Below are 17,991 nucleotides of genomic sequence, written 5' to 3'. Positions count from 1 at the left end.
TATATATTAAGTTTGAAGTACCTCTTTTATTTTATAGATAAATACATTAAGATTCCAATTTAAGATGAAAACTTACAGACATATTCCACTCATAGCATTAGCATGTTTAACTCTGTTAATCTGTAGCTGTGAATCACAATATTTCCATGACTATAACGTCAAAAATGAGACATCTTTAAGTATCAAACTAAGGATGTTTATTGGTAAAGATAGTACGGATGTTAGCATGACTGCTGGACAAGAGCAGAAGCTAAAAGAGTATACAGATCAGACCAATGATATCGACACAGAGAGAATCGTTACACTGTACGACTCTATCTATGTGTATAATGATGCAGGTACAATCTTTATTATGAAATGGAATAAAGAGGCAGATCTATATAAAGATCTTAATTATGCCAACTTCTTCTATCAGGGGGATTGGCAGTATGAACTTAATAATACCTCTACAGTATTCTCTTTGAAAGATGAGGATATTAATATCTATCGAACGGAGAATGGTCTTCCGACGATTCAAGATGTTATAAACAAAGTAAATGAGGGGGATGGAACAAAGTAGTGATAACTACACGATGTTGAAATAATATTGTAATCGTTTCAAAATGGTATTGCTCATATCATCTACTTCCATTTACAAAAGAAGCGGGATGTCTTACAGTTAGAAGTCATCCCGCTTTTATTTTCTATTCTCTAAAGAGAAGCTTACTTAAGCATTGAGTAGAGAGAAGTGAAATTGATGTTGTCAGCAATCATATGCTTCAACTTACTAATTTCAATACGCTCTTGCTCCATTGTATCTCTATAACGTATGGTTACGGTATTGTCTTCTAATGATTGGTGATCTACTGTCACACAGAAAGGTGTTCCGATAGCATCTTGACGACGGTAACGTTTTCCGATAGAATCTTTCTCATCATACTGACAGTTGAAGTCGAATTTCATACTATCAATAATCTCACGAGCTTTCTCTGGAAGACCATCTTTCTTAACCAATGGCATTACGGCCAATTTGATTGGTGCAAGTGGTGCAGGAAGACGAAGAACAACACGTGTGTCTTTCTTTCCGTTTGCCCCTTCTAACTCCTCTTCACAATATGATGCAGCCATCACTTGTAAGAACATACGATCGACTCCAATCGATGTTTCTACAACATAAGGTACGTATGATTCACCTAGCTCAGGATCGAAATACTGAATCTTTTTCCCTGAATACTCTTGGTGTTGCTTTAAGTCAAAGTCTGTTCTAGAGTGGATTCCTTCTACCTCTTTGAATCCAAATGGGAAACGATACTCCACATCTACAGCAGCATTTGCATAGTGTGCAAGTTTCTCATGTTCGTGAAAACGGTAGTTGTCATCTCCAAATCCAAGTGCTTTGTGCCAACTCATACGAGTCTCTTTCCATTTACCAAACCAATCTAATTCAGTTCCTGGCTTCACAAAGAATTGCATCTCCATCTGTTCAAACTCACGCATACGGAAGACAAACTGACGTGCAACGATCTCGTTACGGAATGCTTTACCAATTTGAGCAATACCAAATGGCAATTTCATACGACCCGTTTTCTGAACATTAAGGTAGTTTACAAAAATACCTTGAGCCGTTTCAGGACGTAGATAAATCGTATTTGCACCTTCCGCTGTAGATCCCATCTCTGTTGAGAACATCAAGTTGAATTGACGTACATCTGTCCAATTACAAGTTCCTGAGATAGGACATACAATCTTATAATCGATGATGATCTCACGAATTTCCTCTAGGTCGTTCGCATTTAATGCATCGGCGAAACGTGTATGAAGAACATTAATCTTCTCTTGATTCGCTAATACTCTTGGGTTGGTTTGAACAAATTGATCTTTATCGAAAGTTTCACCAAAACGTTTTGCCGCTTTAGCTACCTCTTTTTCAATCTTTACTTCAAACTTAGCAATTTGATCCTCAATTAAAACATCAGCACGATATCTCTTCTTTGAATCCTTGTTGTCAACCAATGGATCATTGAATGCATCGACATGGCCTGATGCTTTCCAAATAGTTGGGTGCATAAAAATTGCAGAGTCAATACCTACAACATTTTCGTGTAGTTTGACCATTGAATCCCACCAATATTTCTTGATGTTATTTTTCAACTCTACACCATTTTGACCATAGTCATAAACAGCTCCCAATCCGTCATAGATTTCACTAGATTGGAATACATATCCATACTCTTTACAATGAGCAACAAGCTTTTTGAAAATATCTTCTTGAGCCATAAGATGTTCTATATTTATATTTTGGACAAAAGTAATGATTTTATTCATTACTTTTATTTGAATGAACACTATTATATTTATACTCTTTGAGAGTAAATTGGATGAAAAATATGATTAATCAACTTCCTCGAAATCGACATATTCTCCCTGATCCTTTATTGTAGTCTTAGAAGGCTTATCCGTACTGGTTTTATTCTTATCGATGGTTACCTCACCTTCCTCTTTTGTTGTCTCTTGTTGGTTAAAACCTCCGTTGGAAAAACCGCCCATTTTTTCCATTGCTTTCTTCTGAATCCATTTCTTTAAATATGGAGAGACTACCTGCAACAATAATCTCACCCCATAATACACTAGAAGAATGACCAGTACCGTTCTAAGAAAACTTACAATTCCTAAAATTACCAATGGTTTAATCATAATCTATACCTGAATAAGTTTCAACTTGCGCTTCATAAATACACAATGAAAATTGTGAAATCGCAAGATACAAATAATTTAATAGACTCCTTGTTAATCAGTTCTTAATGCTATAAGTCATAATCGATAAAGTTATCACTACCATACTTATTCATTCCTAGTATGATATTTATACCAAAGCGACATGAAACACCATGCATTGATGTGGGGTTAAATATAGGAAGAATGTTGTCCGTCGCAATATAAAATTGGACAGGACCACCTCTTGTAGCTAAGCCAAAGCCGATATTGTCAAATGAACCTTCGATATAAGAATAACTTGTAGATAAATTCAACCACTCCGAAATAAGGACCCCTGCAGATAGTGTTGTAGAAAAACATGGTTTCCACTCTTGAAATCGCAAACGAGATATCGAACCTAGAGTCAACCACCAGTTAGGACGGTAACCTACAGAGAAATATGTCTTCATAGGTAGTACCGACTTAAAGCTTCCTGATCCAGGGTAGAAATAGAACGAATTTGTAATAGAGTCTGTCAATGAAGAGAAAGCATTAGATGGATTCTCATAATTAGGAGCATTTTCATTAAATCCATTCGAGATATCTACTCCTGTGTATTTAAAAGAACCATTTTGTTCAAATGTCTTCACCTGGTCATTCCACTGTATAAAACCTAGGTCGACAATACTAAATCCGAAGATTAATTCACTACTATACTTATACTCAACCCCTAAATCAAGCGCTCCTCCAATATTACTAAAGTTTGTAAAATATGAAGTATTAAAGGTCGGTAAACCAACATGACTTAGGTGTGGTTGATGTGTATACGGATAATCAGGCTTCTTTTGTTTCTCAACCATCGTATAATCAAGAGGACCCGCACCATAAAGTTTCCCCTCGGGAGTAACTTCTAATAGCGTTCCGTCCATTTTTGTTTTAACATCGAAATTTAAGTCTTCCGTCTTTAGTGCAGCAAGTCCAAAGAGAAGTTTTGCCCTAAAACCAATGACAATCTTATCATTATACCCCCTAGAGAAACCTAAGGCTATTTGATTAAATTGATATGCTTCAAGTCCTATATTCTTTGAATTCATCACTTGAGTATCCCCTGTCACAGGAGCATCAAAAGCACTATTCCCTTTATAAAGAATATCTATTAAACTCTTATTGAATGAACCATAGGCAATATTACGTGTGGAGTAGTCAAACATAAATACATTCTCACCCATACGAAAACCAAAGCCTAATAAACTAAGTGAGCTTTCTTGATAAATATAGTTATAATCACTGGTAGCATCATAAAGAGTAGACATATCCAAAACCAATGAGTCTTTTCTGTTGCCCGTCCCCTTACGAAACATATCCGAATATCTGATCCCATTAGTTCTAGCACCAGCATCTACTCGTCCAAAACCAGGAACACCTATATATCCAACACCAGTGTAAGGATAATGGGCTGGATTAAAATCTCCTGCCTGAGGAACTCCATCCATAAAGTATAGCGTTAATTCCTGGGAATGGACATTTCCAAGACTAAAGCATAAGAAAAGAAACGTTAGAACACTTACTCTAGCTCCTTTTCGTCGAAATATCTTAGGGTTAATTAGTTTTAACATTATAAATCTCCATCATTTATGTTTACCACAGAACGAATTCCTAAATTGAGTTGAATGAAATCCTCACTATGTACTATCACATTGAGTAACTTCGATCCATCAGCCTTTTGCGTATTGAATACTGTTCTTAAAATAAAGGCGTCCGACTTCTTAAGGGCATCTAGTTGATCTTGTGAAAGTTCAGAGTCAAGCACTCCTTCTGAAACTGTTTGTGGTCGATGAGTTGGTCGTAAAGCTTCATCATCAATATCGGGGATAGTTAATTTTCCCAGAATAATCTTAATTGGTTCATCCACTTCTTTTCCTTTATCATCAATGATCTGGTGTGTGAACGTAAGATCGTTCTTCTTATCATAAGGAACTAATTCTAACCTAATCCCCATAGGAATACTATTTTTATAATTCCCGATCAACTTGACTCTTTGGATGTCGTCAAAGTTATAATCACTACTAAAGTCAATAGTATCTATTATAGCAGTTTCTGTAGCTCTAAAATAGAATGGTAACTTTATCTCTAAATCGCCCTTTAGCTTACTATTGGGGATAATAAAGTTTGGATTCTTTGGTGAGATATTCTCTTTACGTGGATTAAAATTATGTCGATATGTACCTGCAAATCCAATGGCTTCGAACGGTTGGGATATAAAGATCGATCGGATTAAATTAGAACCAAGATTTGCTCCCGATTCAGATATATAATCATATGAGTCCTTTAAAACACCATCCTCAACATGCTCTGGTCTTTTTATATAAGAGTTAATATCATCAGACTCCATTGGGGATTTATCCTTAAAAGATACAGATAAAACCGAGTTGACAAGAAAGGTAGAACCAACACTATTTTGATAATATAGTTTCATAAAAGCAGGAACTTTATCATCAATAATAAATGCCATCGCATCTCCTTCGACACGATTCCAAAAACTTGACACAATATTCACCTTACTCTTAGGCAAACTTCTTTTGTTATATCCTAAATTTACCTCTACTTTTTCATGGACCATCTTCTCAAAGTTGACCACAAAAGTAAAGTCAATTCCTTTAAGATTAGTTGATTTTGTCTCAATGTGATCCAACTCCAACTTACCATCAACAGTCATGACATTTCCTTTATTTGCAGAGATAAAGTCTAAAATAACATTTTTATATGTTCGATTGATCTTCCCCATTCCTCCTTTGATATTCATATCAAAAGTCAAAGGATCACTCCCAACTTTAGAACTTCCCAGTGTTACTTGCATCCAGCCATCAAAGGACTCACCATTGGATGCGACCTGAACATTTAATCCCAATTGATTTAAAAAAGAACGATATACCTCCACATCATCAAGGTCGTTCATATTAAAATCAACAGGTATGGTTTGATGAAAACGAAGCGCTCCCATTGCGACCAATTGTGCATCCGATGGGGATGTTATACCTGCAGGAAAATGGACCTCTATTTTGCGTGACCGAACCTCTAACTCAGTGGGGAATTCATATACCTCACTCATATGGAAGTTTATAATATTTTTCTGTAGGTATTTAAAATATAGTGTACCATCCTCTTCTGGAGCAAAAGAAAAACTCTCATCAATAGGAGCTTCTATTAAACTCGAGACCGTAACTTTTGCATGGACAAGTGGAGAAGTTATCGTTGGTGATAGATTCTCAATTCCCGCAAAAGAATCAAAATTGAACATGGAGGTATCACACGAAACTAAACTTATGCAAACTAATATTGTTGCAATAAGAGTACCTCCTCTGTATTTCTTCATATTATTATTTAATCAAATATTAAAAAGAGCTAATATACTATTAGTTCACTTCGTATTTAAAAATGTTACAGTTCTCATCCCCTGAAATCAAATCAAGTTTATTATAATCCGTCCCACATCTACCTGTAACAAAATTGTATCTCCCATATAGGGGGAATCCTGACATCTCAGAACCATCTTCATCGAGCCAGTGGATCTCTCTATTTTCGTCGCCTAATATACCTAATTTTAGGTTATTAGGCGAAACATGAACCACCTTTACCACATTTAATTTAGAAAGAGTTAATCTCTTTTGGTGCTCTAATGATCCATTTTTATCGTAAATGGACATCTTATTATGATCAACATAAATATATTCACTTTTTCCATCTAAATCGATATCTTCAGGAATAAATTTATGTAAATTCGACATATGGACCATTTCTACATGACGAAGACTGCCATCAAAAAACAGACGATAAACCATCCCATCACTAGAAGACGTAACAATATGTGAACTTAAATTAGGGAGATCTTCTTCTAAAAAGAAAGGATTCTGTTGAGATCTTTTAAAATAGAAAATCGCATCATTTCGGACACGCCCTCTTCTATCCACCATATAGGTTTTCTCATTATCTGAATAAACAATATAATCTTTTTTACCAACTTCAAAATGTTGTATTGGGCCAACAATATTTGATATTAATGGTTGTGTTGACCATCCTTGTATCCTATCCCCTGTAAGGCTATACACTTCAATCTCTTTATTTTGCACAGGAACAAACACTCGTTTCTGGAGTCCATTATCATACGAGAATAAAGACAAACCTGTCACTGCCTCATTTGTTAATTTCACAGGATAATGATCCACATTATTCCCATTTTTATCCAACAGATAGATAGAGCGACTAGTATTAAACAGATACTGGACCTTCTTATTTCGATAATAATCGACCATCTTAACCTTCCCAAGTATAGGTCCATCTAATGGTATTTTCCACAATAACACTCCATCTTTAGAGAACATATAAAACCCATTATCTTCATCCTGTACCAAAATACGATATTCACTATCTATCGAGTGATCTTCCACAGTAAATATCTTACCATTATACGGAGCATCAAGCTTAACGGTCCACACTTTAGATGGCTCATCACAAAACTCAGGGTCAAATGTTAATCTTCCTTCATGATGCAATGTTCCCTCATCATAATACATTGACCAACCCATTGCTGTGAACTTCATCAAGGTTTTATCCTCAACTTCTAACCATTTATAAGTATCACGATGAATGTTATCTTTCCAAAAAGGAATAAACTTCCTCGGACGCATAAACATACTGAAACTCGTATAGTGATTTACTGTCGCACCATAATGTTGATACAAATCAGTATCTACCAATTTTTTTGAATTATTAAATTGATTTACTAGGTTCACTAGAGCTTGAGGAGAGGATGCAAAAAGCATAAAACTTTTGTAGAAACAGTAGTATTTCGTTTCGACCGAACCGAATAGATGACCTAATACATGACCACAAAACTGACGATCTGGCGAGCGATATACCTTCAGCCTTTTACCATTGACCAAAGAATAATTTAAAGGATCAGCATTGAAGCGATCTTTTCCAACAATCTGCTCTACCTTCTTTGCCACACCTAACATATACTTTCTAGAGTCAGACACATTATTTATATCTAACCAAAAGAATCTATTCTGTTGCTCATCCAATCTATTGGATTGTGTGTATATGATACCTAATTCACGCCCTAATACATGGTAGAAAATTTCAAAAGGCTCAAAACCGTACTTCTTCTTCACAGACATCTGTCTCATATGAAGTTTATCGTACTGATGGTTCTTAATCAAAAACCTTTTGTAGTTCGACTGAAAAACATCTTTACTTGAAAGCCTTACGGTAGAGGCATATGAAACCGAACTTGGAAGTTCACGAATCATCAATGATCGCATTGGTTTTTGGCCTTCCAACACAGACATCAAGTCTCTCTTTGTTGCTTCTTCCATAGAGATTCCATCAAGAATAATCGCATGATTCTCTATTCGCACCCCTAATTCAGATACCTTTGCAAAATGTTTGGTCTTACTAATTCCTTTCTTAAAACGCCCACAAAAAGCCATCAATATTAAATCATTGGTCTTTTTATGATTCAGAAATATCTTTACATCCCTAGGTTGCTTTGACTTTAGCGTTAATGTCTTAAATATATTCTCATTTGATAGATCCTTTTGAATCAGTTGACGAATCATCTGCTCTATAAAAATATCATGATCCGAGAAAATAAACACTCCATGATTAAATGACAAATAGACTATAGGCTTTTTATCAGGCGATAATATCGTCCAAACAGGATAGCCATCATATCGTTTTTTCTCTAGTGACAGATGGGAATGTTTGATTGCTGTCCGGAGAATATCCTTAACCATTTTAAGTTCAGTAATAGATTCAAAGCCAAAAGTTCCTTGAATCGACATTTCATCTTTTCCAACTTTATTCAAAGATAGAAAGAGTGGTCTCCCTTTAAACAGACTTCGTGCAGTTTGATTATTTACCAGTAACGAATCAACAATCTTCACCTTACTGTCAATCTGCTTTCCAACAGGCAGCTTAACAAATGATTTCCATAATTCACTGTCATTAAGCTTACCAGAGAACCCTAGAGTATTTCCAATACGAAGAATTACAGGAGAAGCATTAGGAAGTGCATTGAAGGCATTTGTTCCTATAAACTGATTTGCTTGTCTAAAAACAAACCAACTCACAATCAAACATGCAATCATCAAAACACCCACTAACCCTAAGCTTCTCTTATTCATTATTTTTGAATCTACTTTTTAACAACCTTCAAACGATGCATATCACCGTTCGCATCTATAATTTTAACAACATAAATACCAGAAGGTTGTGTCAATCTTAACGTTAATTGACCTTCTTGATTATTTAATGTTCCAGTATCCACTTTTACACCTAACGATGAATACACCTCAAATATAACTTTTCCATGTGGAAGTCCTTCGATTCTCACCTCTTCTTCTACTGGATTTTCTATGATCTTAGCATTGTCTTTATAAACATCATTCACTGGAGTTGATGATTTACTTATCGAAATCGTTACTGGGTAGTGATCTGAGATATTATAAATCGCATTAATTATCGCAGAGGGATACATATCATTTATTCCATCGGTAATATCCATATTGAAATGCTTTCCATCTTGGCCTACCACATCATAAGAACCCTTAACATATTTCCAATATCCTTCTCCCTCCTTTGTTTTTGAATCGGTCAAAATAAAATCAAAACGATCATCTGAACCTCCTCCTACGGAACAACCACCAATCATGTGAGTGGATTGGGTATGGTATAAACTATACACCTCTTCATTATGCCAAGCTCCCTCTTGACTTATAGGATCTGAAAAGTGGATTCCTGCACGCGTTGCATCCACCATCTGCTGATAGGCAGATTCATTCGAGTTATACAAGTTCAAGTCTCCAATAATAAATACGTTGTCTGTCCAACCAAGTTCATCAAGCTTAACCATCACTTTACGTATCTGTTCTGCTCTTCGACTCTCATTCTGACTTCCTGCGCTTGATTTTAGATGTAACAATACAATATGAATGAATTCTGTTGCAACACCATTCACTTTGGGTGTATCTTTTGTATTTAAAGAGTAGAAATCAGCACTTCGTTCATAACCCCCAAGATGTAATGATTCAGAGGAAGCCAACTCTAGCTTATTGCTATCATAATATAGTTGATTTAATAAATACGATCCGTATTTTGGCGCAGCAACGAATGAAGTACGACCATCTTGATTCAATGCATTATCTAACAGATAGTCGATATCAGCCTGATCATCATCCATCTCATTACATGTAAATATATCTGGTTGCACATATTTGAATAGATCTTTCAATCCATCTGTCTTGACATCTCTATCATTATTATTTTGGTCACAATCATATACATCCTTTCCATAATAGAGAATATTTTGATGAAGGATCTTAATCTTATCCTGTGCATAGGTAAAAGTAGTAGCAAGTAGTAAGACTAGAAGGCAACTCAGACGACGCTTCCATGCTTTCAGTGCGTAAGTATGGTATAAATTATTCATGTACTATTGGGTTTAAGTTATAACGAACCACAAAAATACATAATACATGTAAGAGTTAAACTTTCATTCCTCGGAAAAACATCCCCATTTTTATACTTTTCAACATATGTTGAAAACGTGTGATGACACCAGCAGTACAACTATCTAGGTCGTTCTATCTTCTCTACCGTCACCACTTTCCATACCATTTTATCTAGTCGTTTGTCTATATCATAGACCAACGAAAGCTCGACCCATTCCCCCTGCTCTAAACTGTTTTTTGTCATCATAAAAGGAGGAATAAAACAGTCGGACACAAAGCCAAATGGCTCTCCTACCTTTTGCTGTACACGTCCTGATATGGTCTTAAATATAGATCCTGATGGGAGCGTCTTCGAAAGTTCAACATATAAGAGATCTGGATTCATATCTTCCTTCTCTTTTAATATGACACGTAACCATGTTCCAACTTCAACCTCAAATTCAATACGACTGAATGGGATAACTACTTTTTGCGAAACACCATAAACAACCCCAACCACTTTAGCTTTATGATCAATCCAAGAAACGACTCCAACAAACGAAGGAAAATCAGACCACAACCAACGTTCCGCCACATGTGCCCATTGATTTATTACCTCATTTGCTACTTTTGAAGAACAAGGAAGTGCCTTATGCATTAGATTTGAAAGCATAATGCCCTGGTCACACTTAACTTCTCTTGATTTATTTTGAATCAAGAGGTGTGCCATCCAAGAAGCCACATTGTCGCCTGAATGTTCCGCAATACGATATGCAATTTGCAATCCAATATCATACTTTGTTATAGGAGACATATTACATTGGTATGCACGACACAAACAAGCCAAGACTGTTTCAGAGTGATCTAACTGCTGATGGTATTTTGCCATGAGTTCCCACCCCCAATACAGACCGATATTCTTGTGTACAAACTCTTTCATTAATGAAATACCGTACTCCAATTCATCTCTCTTTTCATTCAAGAGGAATAGAGATAAACCAATCTCTTTAAACTGAGGGAAAGAGAGTAATAGTTGATATATTCTATCTTGCCACTGTTCTCCCTTTGGTCCATTAAATTGTCCAGACTGAAGAAAAGCACAACTACACAAAACATAAAAACGTTCATAGAGAGCTCGAATATAAAACCCTTTCATCAAAGAGACTTCTTGTGAAGTTTTCGAAACTCCTTGCTGCTCCCACCAATCAAGAACATCAATAAAAAACACTGCAGGGTTTCTTTTTCCAATGAGATAAAACTCTTGAATCAATCGTTCTACCTCACCTTCATCCCAAACATAATCCCATTGTGATAACTCTCTAAAGATCTGCTTCAATACACTTAAAATAGGATTCTGAAGCTTCAACGACGATAGTGTAGACACATAGTCAACTAAAGCCGTGACTGTCTCAGAAGAGGTAGGTAAATGCGCTGAGACCAATTGCCATGATGACACTCTCTGTAAAATCGAAATAAAAGATGGAACATCAATATGCGACTCTTTCATCTGATCTAAACAGGCCATGGCAACACTGTTCTTCACGTGATCATCTCTCTTCTCTTCTTTTGTCAAATTCGAAATGATCTCTGCTACCCTCTTCCAATCTTTAGCCTCTCTGGCTTTGTCTATATCTAACGATCGACTCATGTTCACCTTCTTAACTTAGTAAAAACGACACGTAGCGTATTACTAAAAATAAAATTCAATTTAAGAATACAAAATTAAGCAATCTTTTGGAACGCAAAAGACATGTCTCCCTATTATTTCATATACAACGAAAGATAAAAGGCATATCCGGGTACTCTATTTAAGGTAAATACCAAAACCAAAGCCCCAATTACTCGTGGTGTTATATGTAATAGACAGATTTACAAACTTAATATGCAACGAACACATCGCACCATATTGAAGTTTATCTTCATTATGATAGCTATCTCCATATCCTGCCATTCCAGCAAAAGTTAAAGCTTCCAAGAACTGATAACCGAACAATCCATAGAACGACCCTTTCGATAGAGATGATACATCTCCTTCTGAAGGAGAACAGTTCTCTCCCTGTATACCATATACCAACTGGTTCACATCATAACCCAAGGCCCGCATAGAGCGATTAAAAGTATCAAACGAGTTGACATACTCTAATGAATAGTGATAAGTCGATCTTTTATCTTTTACAGGAACCTTTTTAGCACATACATTTAGATGCATTAACACCATCAAACTTATTAGACTTAACGAGAAGATCTTTATTTTGATCATTGCATTTCATATTTAGGGGGATAATAATCAAACTTTAAACGCCTCTTGCCTTCTCATTAAAAACCACAGCTGACAGTAATTCACAATCAACAATAAAGAATTAGACTGTCAAACTATGGCTTTTGAGCATACACATACAACACTATTTGAGTCAAAGATATGTCATAAGCATGCACTCTACTTGCATTACAAACAAACCTTATCTAGCTAAAAATGAAGTGATATCATCATATCACATGAACTAGACCAACAAACTATCATTACTTTATACTACGAATAACCAAACTAAAAGTTCACTTCCAACCCTCTTTTTTCTACATTATTTCTGATATAACGAACAATATTACATGCCATGAATCCATTAGAAATGGAGTTATATAACAAAAATGGCATGTAATAAGCCTCCACTTACTACATGCCATTTAACACTAAACAGAATATTATTTCTTATACGAAATATTACTGCTCACTTTTTCTATATTGATAAATATCCTCAATGGTCAACACACACATGTCATGTTCTAATCCCAATTGGATAATCTCTGGCAAACGAGCCATCGTACCATCTTCGTTAGTTACTTCACACAACACAGCACTATCTCCCAATCCAGCCAATCGAACAATGTCGATACTTCCTTCAGTATGACCTCTTCGATCAAAAACGCCACCGCTCTTTGCTCTCAAAGGAAACACATGACCAGGTCTTGCCAAATCTTCAGGTTTAGCCCCCTCTTTAATCGCAGTACGTATCGTCGTAATTCGATCCGCAGCAGAAACACCTGTAGTCACCCCCTCTTTGGCTTCAATAGTCACCGTAAAAGCAGTTTGGTTCTGGCTATTATTTTTCTCAACCATAGGAGGAAGATCTAACGACTGACACTTCTCGTCGGTCATACACAAACAGACGATCCCACTACACGTACGAATCATCAAGGCCATATCTGCGACGCTCATTTGATTCGCAGCATAGATAATATCGCCCTCATTTTCACGATCTTCATCATCCACAAGCAAAACCCCTTTACCTGCTTGTAAATCCGTTACTGCTCTTTCAATACGCTCCTTATAGGTCGCACCAAACCACGTGATATCTTTTTCTGACATAACTTAGGATATAAAATAAACCAATGATTAAATACTACGAGGCAGGATAAAACACCAAACAGAAATGTTTGATTTACCATAAACGAACAGCTAATCTATTAGCTTCGTTTATGTGAATACGATCTTTTCTTCTCTCATCCAGACTATCACTGTCGGTATTGGAATTTCACCAATTCAATCCCTTACATATAAAGCTCATATACAAAGGAGTCGTGGACTATGACCACCGGTAAGGAGTTACACCTTGCCCCGAAGAATTTCTATATTTACACCCTCAAAGGTACAAATTAAAACACAAACACAAATGACATCTACGTTAGTTTACATACCGTCTAAATTTCAATAGGTCTCAACCCATAACACTTAAATCAAATGAATTATGGAATGAGCTATAACAGCTTACGAATATATATCGTGAAAACAAAGCACAAAAAAGCCTCAGGATATTATCTTCCCAAGGCTCTTTTATATCAATCCTACTGTTCTAATACCTCTTACTGTCCATCATTGACCTCAGAAGCATCCACAATTTTATATAGCTTATCGGCTCTTCTTACCTTCGTTTCGATAGGCATAGAGAAAAGTTGTCCTTTCTCTACTTTCTGAACCGATTCTAACTCATATCTAAGTTCACTTACTTTTGTCTTCACCACCCCTGTAGTTGGACCCGTAATCAGAATCTCATCACCAACCTCAAGCGTTCCAGACTGAAGAAGGAATTCCCCTACCTGTAACTTACCAAAATAGTTCGTTGTCTTTCCTGCAATCGCCTTCTTCTTTGTCGCTTTAGACCCATATTTATGACTCCACTCACCTAGACGTTGACCTAAGTAATATCCATCCCAGAATCCACGGTTAAACACTTCAGACAAACGTGCATCCCAAGATGCAATCTTCTCTTCGGTGAACTCATCATTAAAATAAGCATCGATCGCTTCGCGGTAACAAGTCACTGCCGTATCCACATATTCCGCAGAACGTGCGCGCCCCTCAACCTTCAATACTGTAACACCAGCATCTAACACTTTATTCAGAAAATGAATCGTCTTCAAATCCTTTGGAGACATAATATACTCATTATCCACTTCCAACTCTTCACCAGTCTGCTTGTCTGTTACAATATAAGCACGGCGACAAACCTGACTACAAGCACCACGGTTCGCAGAAGACTGACGCTCATGAAGACTTAAATAACATTTACCTGAAACTGCCATACATAAAGCCCCATGGACAAACATCTCAATACGGATCAACTCTCCATTCGGTCCTCGTAAATCCTCTTCAATAATACGATCATGGATATATTTCACACGATCCATTGAAACCTCACGTGCAAGTACTACAACATCTGCAAAGTTAGCATAAAACTTCACCGCCTCGTAGTTTGTTATATTTACCTGAGTTGAGATATGCACCTCCATATCAAGGTCTCTACATAACTGTATCACCCCCATATCAGCAGCAATAATAGCAGACACCCCCGCCTCTTTTGCAGTCACGATAATCTCCTTTATTTTCGTAAACTCCTCATCAAAGATCACCGTGTTTACCGTCAAGTAACTTTTTACACTAGCCTCTTCACAACGACGAACAATCTCTTTTAGATCTTCTAATGTGAAGTTAAACGATGAGCGAGAACGCATATTCAGCTTCTCTACTCCAAAATAAACCGACCCTGCTCCTGCTTGAATTGCAGCCATTAAAGACTCATAAGAGCCAACGGGCGCCATTATCTCTATATCTCTCTTTCTCATTTCAAATACATAACTATTTCGGACACAAAGCTACATCTTTTCATCCAAACAAACACGTAATTTAAAACCTAAGACTCTTTTTTTAAATAAGATCATCGATTACTAGCAAAACAGCCTCAAACAGTAAGCGATAATAAAGACAAATGGCTAACATACCTTCAGGATGTAATCTGTTTATTTCAATTCGAAATTAACCCCAATTTTATATGCCGAATCATATGATTGTACCACATGATACGATATGGGTTTCCCAAATGGAGTTCCGATTACAGTACTATAGCCCAATGTCAAATAAACACGATCACGGACTCTTATATTTCCACCAATATCAAAAGAGAGGTTATAAAATTTCATATCATCAATATAGGAAGCATCATAGTATTCCGAATCATTATATCCATGTTCATAATCTGGAGAATAGAAATTAATCGAATAAGCTAGTCCACTATATAGTGTGATGAGTTTTGAAGACCACATAAGATGAACAGGGAAATTAATAACACCGAAATTAACAGTTCCCAAATTATATCTCTCCTTACCTTTATCCCCATCAAATACCCGACTCTCATATAGTCCTCTACTCCACGAAAGTCCAATGCCCTCCCTTAACGTAAACCGTTGAGACAACTCTTGATTAAAAAATACATTCCCATAAAAACCAGGCAAAGATCTAGTCTTAAATTCTGACCTCTCCCAATGTAATTTACTTGTCACGGGTAGATCATTCGGTGAGATCAAAGTTCCAACCTCTACAGATAAAAAATGTTTCTTCTCTTGTGCCCCCAAAAAGTTAAATTGCATAAATAATAACATCATGCCGATTACTTTCACTTTCATATAATTTACATATTAGATTTGAAATGTGTTAAACTAACTTATAATTATACCCTAAAATACGCAGATGTTTTTCTTGCATACCTTAAATCTTTATTATTGGGTAATATTCTGATTTTAAGTCTAAATTTATAGATACTACGTGCTATATCTATGAATTTAGACCTTTGATAGACACAACTTCCCTTACCCACTTATGTCTTAAGGCTAATGTGGGAGAGCCGATACCAGTTCCGTTTATCATTCTATCCAGCCTTTGTAGATTCGATTAGTTTTTTATTGTTTGTTGCTAAATGAATAACTGATGTTTCCCATGTAGGCTAACATCTTGATTTACAGCATAAAAAGAAGCATGTTTATTTTGATAATTCATTAATTATCAGTAAATTAATGTTGTTCCAATAACCAAATAAATCATGCTTCAGAATAAAAGTACAAAAGTTTTTTCAGAGACACAGAGTTTTTTCAGTTCAAGTGAAAAAGGAATTAATCGAATTATTAGCCTTTACAAGTTACTCAACTTAAGACAACTGAAATTAGGAAATAAAGAGTTGCCTCAGTCTACTTACTTCAAAGGTGACATACTATTAGGCTTACTACTTTTCCCAATTTTCTCTATCCCTAATATTTATAGCTACAGTAAGCATTATCTATCAGAGATGTTAGAAGCACAAAAGAATACATTCTATCGATTTAAAAATAACAGCCAGATAGATTGGCGTACTATAGTTTCATCATGTAATAATAAACTCTTTGGTCAAATAGCCAAAAACTCTCACTCTGATGACTGTAATCAAGCAGAAAGATGCTTAATTATTGACGATACTGATTTTGAGAAGTCTACCTACAAAACTGAACATGTTAGTAAAATATGGTCGCATGTAACCCATCGTTATATATTTGGTTTTAAAGGATTATTTCTAGGTTTATGGGATGGCAAAAGCTATTTTACATTGGACTTCTCTCTACATAAAGAAAGAGGGAAGAATAAAAAGACTCCATTTGGACTCACTGCCAAACAACGTAAAAAACAGTTCTCAAAGAAACGATCAACAAAGAGTAATGGGTTTAACCGAGAGAAAGAACTCGTTATTGATAAAATAACGATGGCAAAAGAGATGATGGTAAATGCTATTAAACAAGGAATTACAGTAGACTACATACTTATGGACAGTTGGTTCTTCTGTGATTCAATATTAAAAACTGTGATCTCTAATGGTATGCATCTTGTTGCAATGGCTAAGATGTCTAGTGCTAAATATTCTTTCAAAGACAAAGAATATAGCACCAAAGAACTTGCTCTCTTACTTAAACAGCGAAAGAGAGTAAAATGGGTAAAGTCACTTAGTCTATATTGTGCAGAAGTCACAGTGAAATATAAAGGTACAGATGTAAAACTATTCTTTTGCAAGAACAGTAAGCGAGGGAAATGGCATTTATTGGTATCTTCAAATACAAAGCTGAGCATAGAGAAAGCTTATCAGATATATAGTATTAGATGGAGTATTGAGGTCTTTTTTAAGGAATCAAAGAACTATTTTGGTTTAGGAAAATCTCAATCGAGTGATTTTGATGCTCAAATAGCAGATCTATCTGTAGCTATTATTGAGTTTAACGTTTTTAGTTTAGCAAAAAGGTTCGAGGCATATGAGACGCTAGGTGGAATCTTTGCTCATGTAAAAGATCAAGGAATGGAACTTGTAATAGTACAACGAATTTGGGGTTTTATCCTCGAATTGATGAGAACTCTCGCAGAAATCATCGATAGTGATTTTAATGAATTGATAATCAGTGTACTTAAAAATAAACCCGAAAATAATAAATTCTTTAGGCTCATTGAATCAATGGTTTATGAACCTGAATAAAGACATGGGAA

Annotated in this window: 13 protein-coding genes and 1 riboswitch; of the genes, 2 read left to right on the top strand and 11 right to left on the bottom strand. The window is 35.9% G+C overall.

Features of this window, described 5'->3' with window-relative positions; translation table 11 throughout:
* Nucleotides 1-64 precede the first annotated feature (64 nt).
* A complete protein-coding gene (locus K5X82_13120) occupies nt 65-559 on the top strand; it encodes a hypothetical protein (protein QZT36209.1) in 495 nt (164 codons plus the stop codon).
* A gap of 143 nt (nt 560-702) precedes the next feature.
* On the opposite strand, the gene K5X82_13115 is transcribed toward K5X82_13120, so the two are convergent.
* From K5X82_13115 to K5X82_13065, 11 genes are all read right to left on the bottom strand, one after another.
* Nucleotides 703-2,256 (bottom strand): glycine--tRNA ligase, encoded by a 1,554-nt coding sequence (locus K5X82_13115; protein ID QZT39129.1) that lies wholly within the window; start codon nt 2,254-2,256, stop codon nt 703-705.
* Between the two features lie 114 nt (nt 2,257-2,370).
* On the bottom strand, nt 2,371-2,673 hold the full coding sequence (locus K5X82_13110) for a DUF4834 family protein (protein ID QZT36208.1): 303 nt from the start codon (nt 2,671-2,673) through the stop codon (nt 2,371-2,373).
* Nucleotides 2,674-2,783: 110 nt separating this feature from the next.
* On the bottom strand, nt 2,784-4,289 hold the full coding sequence (locus tag K5X82_13105; GenBank protein QZT36207.1) for a DUF5723 family protein: 1,506 nt from the start codon (nt 4,287-4,289) through the stop codon (nt 2,784-2,786).
* Nucleotides 4,289-6,046 carry a hypothetical protein gene (locus K5X82_13100; GenBank protein QZT36206.1) on the bottom strand — a complete coding sequence of 586 codons (1,758 nt, stop codon included), beginning with the start codon at nt 6,044-6,046 and terminating at the stop codon, nt 4,289-4,291. Before K5X82_13100 ends, K5X82_13105 begins: the two co-directional genes overlap by 1 nt.
* A 40-nt stretch (nt 6,047-6,086) precedes the next feature.
* Entirely contained in the window at nt 6,087-8,858 is a 2,772-nt protein-coding gene (locus K5X82_13095; GenBank protein ID QZT36205.1) for a hypothetical protein, read from the bottom strand.
* A gap of 11 nt (nt 8,859-8,869) precedes the next feature.
* Nucleotides 8,870-10,162, bottom strand: coding sequence for a T9SS type A sorting domain-containing protein (locus tag K5X82_13090; protein QZT36204.1), 1,293 nt, complete (start codon nt 10,160-10,162; stop codon nt 8,870-8,872).
* 140 nt (nt 10,163-10,302) lie between these two features.
* Entirely contained in the window at nt 10,303-11,811 is a 1,509-nt protein-coding gene (locus K5X82_13085; protein QZT36203.1) for a hypothetical protein, read from the bottom strand.
* Nucleotides 11,812-11,967: 156 nt separating this feature from the next.
* Nucleotides 11,968-12,423 carry a hypothetical protein gene (locus tag K5X82_13080; protein QZT36202.1) on the bottom strand — a complete coding sequence of 152 codons (456 nt, stop codon included), beginning with the start codon at nt 12,421-12,423 and terminating at the stop codon, nt 11,968-11,970.
* Nucleotides 12,424-12,882: 459 nt separating this feature from the next.
* Entirely contained in the window at nt 12,883-13,527 is a 645-nt protein-coding gene (gene ribB, locus K5X82_13075; protein ID QZT36201.1) for a 3,4-dihydroxy-2-butanone-4-phosphate synthase, read from the bottom strand.
* Nucleotides 13,528-13,649: 122 nt separating this feature from the next.
* A riboswitch (FMN riboswitch) is annotated at nt 13,650-13,788 on the bottom strand.
* A gap of 233 nt (nt 13,789-14,021) precedes the next feature.
* Nucleotides 14,022-15,281 (bottom strand): U32 family peptidase, encoded by a 1,260-nt coding sequence (locus tag K5X82_13070; GenBank protein QZT36200.1) that lies wholly within the window; start codon nt 15,279-15,281, stop codon nt 14,022-14,024.
* A gap of 174 nt (nt 15,282-15,455) precedes the next feature.
* Nucleotides 15,456-16,118 (bottom strand): hypothetical protein, encoded by a 663-nt coding sequence (locus K5X82_13065; protein ID QZT36199.1) that lies wholly within the window; start codon nt 16,116-16,118, stop codon nt 15,456-15,458.
* Between the two features lie 413 nt (nt 16,119-16,531).
* Here K5X82_13065 and K5X82_13060 point away from each other — a divergent pair, with 413 nt between their 5' ends.
* The gene (locus tag K5X82_13060) at nt 16,532-17,980 is read left to right on the top strand and encodes a transposase (GenBank protein ID QZT36198.1); all 1,449 of its coding nucleotides are present in this window, start codon (nt 16,532-16,534) and stop codon (nt 17,978-17,980) included.
* Nucleotides 17,981-17,991: the final 11 nt, after the last annotated feature.

Source organism: Prolixibacteraceae bacterium (genome assembly GCA_019856515.1).
Classification (GTDB): Bacteria; Bacteroidota; Bacteroidia; order Bacteroidales; family Prolixibacteraceae; genus Halosquirtibacter; species Halosquirtibacter xylanolyticus.
This window is presented reverse-complemented; position numbering and strand designations above follow the sequence as displayed.

Excerpts from the sequence above, each read along its gene's own strand:
- K5X82_13120 (QZT36209.1), top strand. The coding sequence starts at position 65 with ATGAAAACTTACAGACATATTCCACTCATAGCATTAGCATGTTTAACT.
- K5X82_13115 (QZT39129.1), bottom strand. The coding sequence starts at position 2,256 with ATGGCTCAAGAAGATATTTTCAAAAAGCTTGTTGCTCATTGTAAAGAG.
- K5X82_13110 (QZT36208.1), bottom strand. The coding sequence starts at position 2,673 with ATGATTAAACCATTGGTAATTTTAGGAATTGTAAGTTTTCTTAGAACG.
- K5X82_13105 (QZT36207.1), bottom strand. The coding sequence starts at position 4,289 with ATGTTAAAACTAATTAACCCTAAGATATTTCGACGAAAAGGAGCTAGA.
- K5X82_13100 (QZT36206.1), bottom strand. The coding sequence starts at position 6,046 with ATGAAGAAATACAGAGGAGGTACTCTTATTGCAACAATATTAGTTTGC.
- K5X82_13095 (QZT36205.1), bottom strand. The coding sequence starts at position 8,858 with ATGAATAAGAGAAGCTTAGGGTTAGTGGGTGTTTTGATGATTGCATGT.
- K5X82_13090 (QZT36204.1), bottom strand. The coding sequence starts at position 10,162 with ATGAATAATTTATACCATACTTACGCACTGAAAGCATGGAAGCGTCGT.
- K5X82_13085 (QZT36203.1), bottom strand. The coding sequence starts at position 11,811 with ATGAGTCGATCGTTAGATATAGACAAAGCCAGAGAGGCTAAAGATTGG.
- K5X82_13080 (QZT36202.1), bottom strand. The coding sequence starts at position 12,423 with ATGATCAAAATAAAGATCTTCTCGTTAAGTCTAATAAGTTTGATGGTG.
- ribB (QZT36201.1), bottom strand. The coding sequence starts at position 13,527 with ATGTCAGAAAAAGATATCACGTGGTTTGGTGCGACCTATAAGGAGCGT.
- K5X82_13070 (QZT36200.1), bottom strand. The coding sequence starts at position 15,281 with ATGAGAAAGAGAGATATAGAGATAATGGCGCCCGTTGGCTCTTATGAG.
- K5X82_13065 (QZT36199.1), bottom strand. The coding sequence starts at position 16,118 with ATGAAAGTGAAAGTAATCGGCATGATGTTATTATTTATGCAATTTAAC.
- K5X82_13060 (QZT36198.1), top strand. The coding sequence starts at position 16,532 with ATGCTTCAGAATAAAAGTACAAAAGTTTTTTCAGAGACACAGAGTTTT.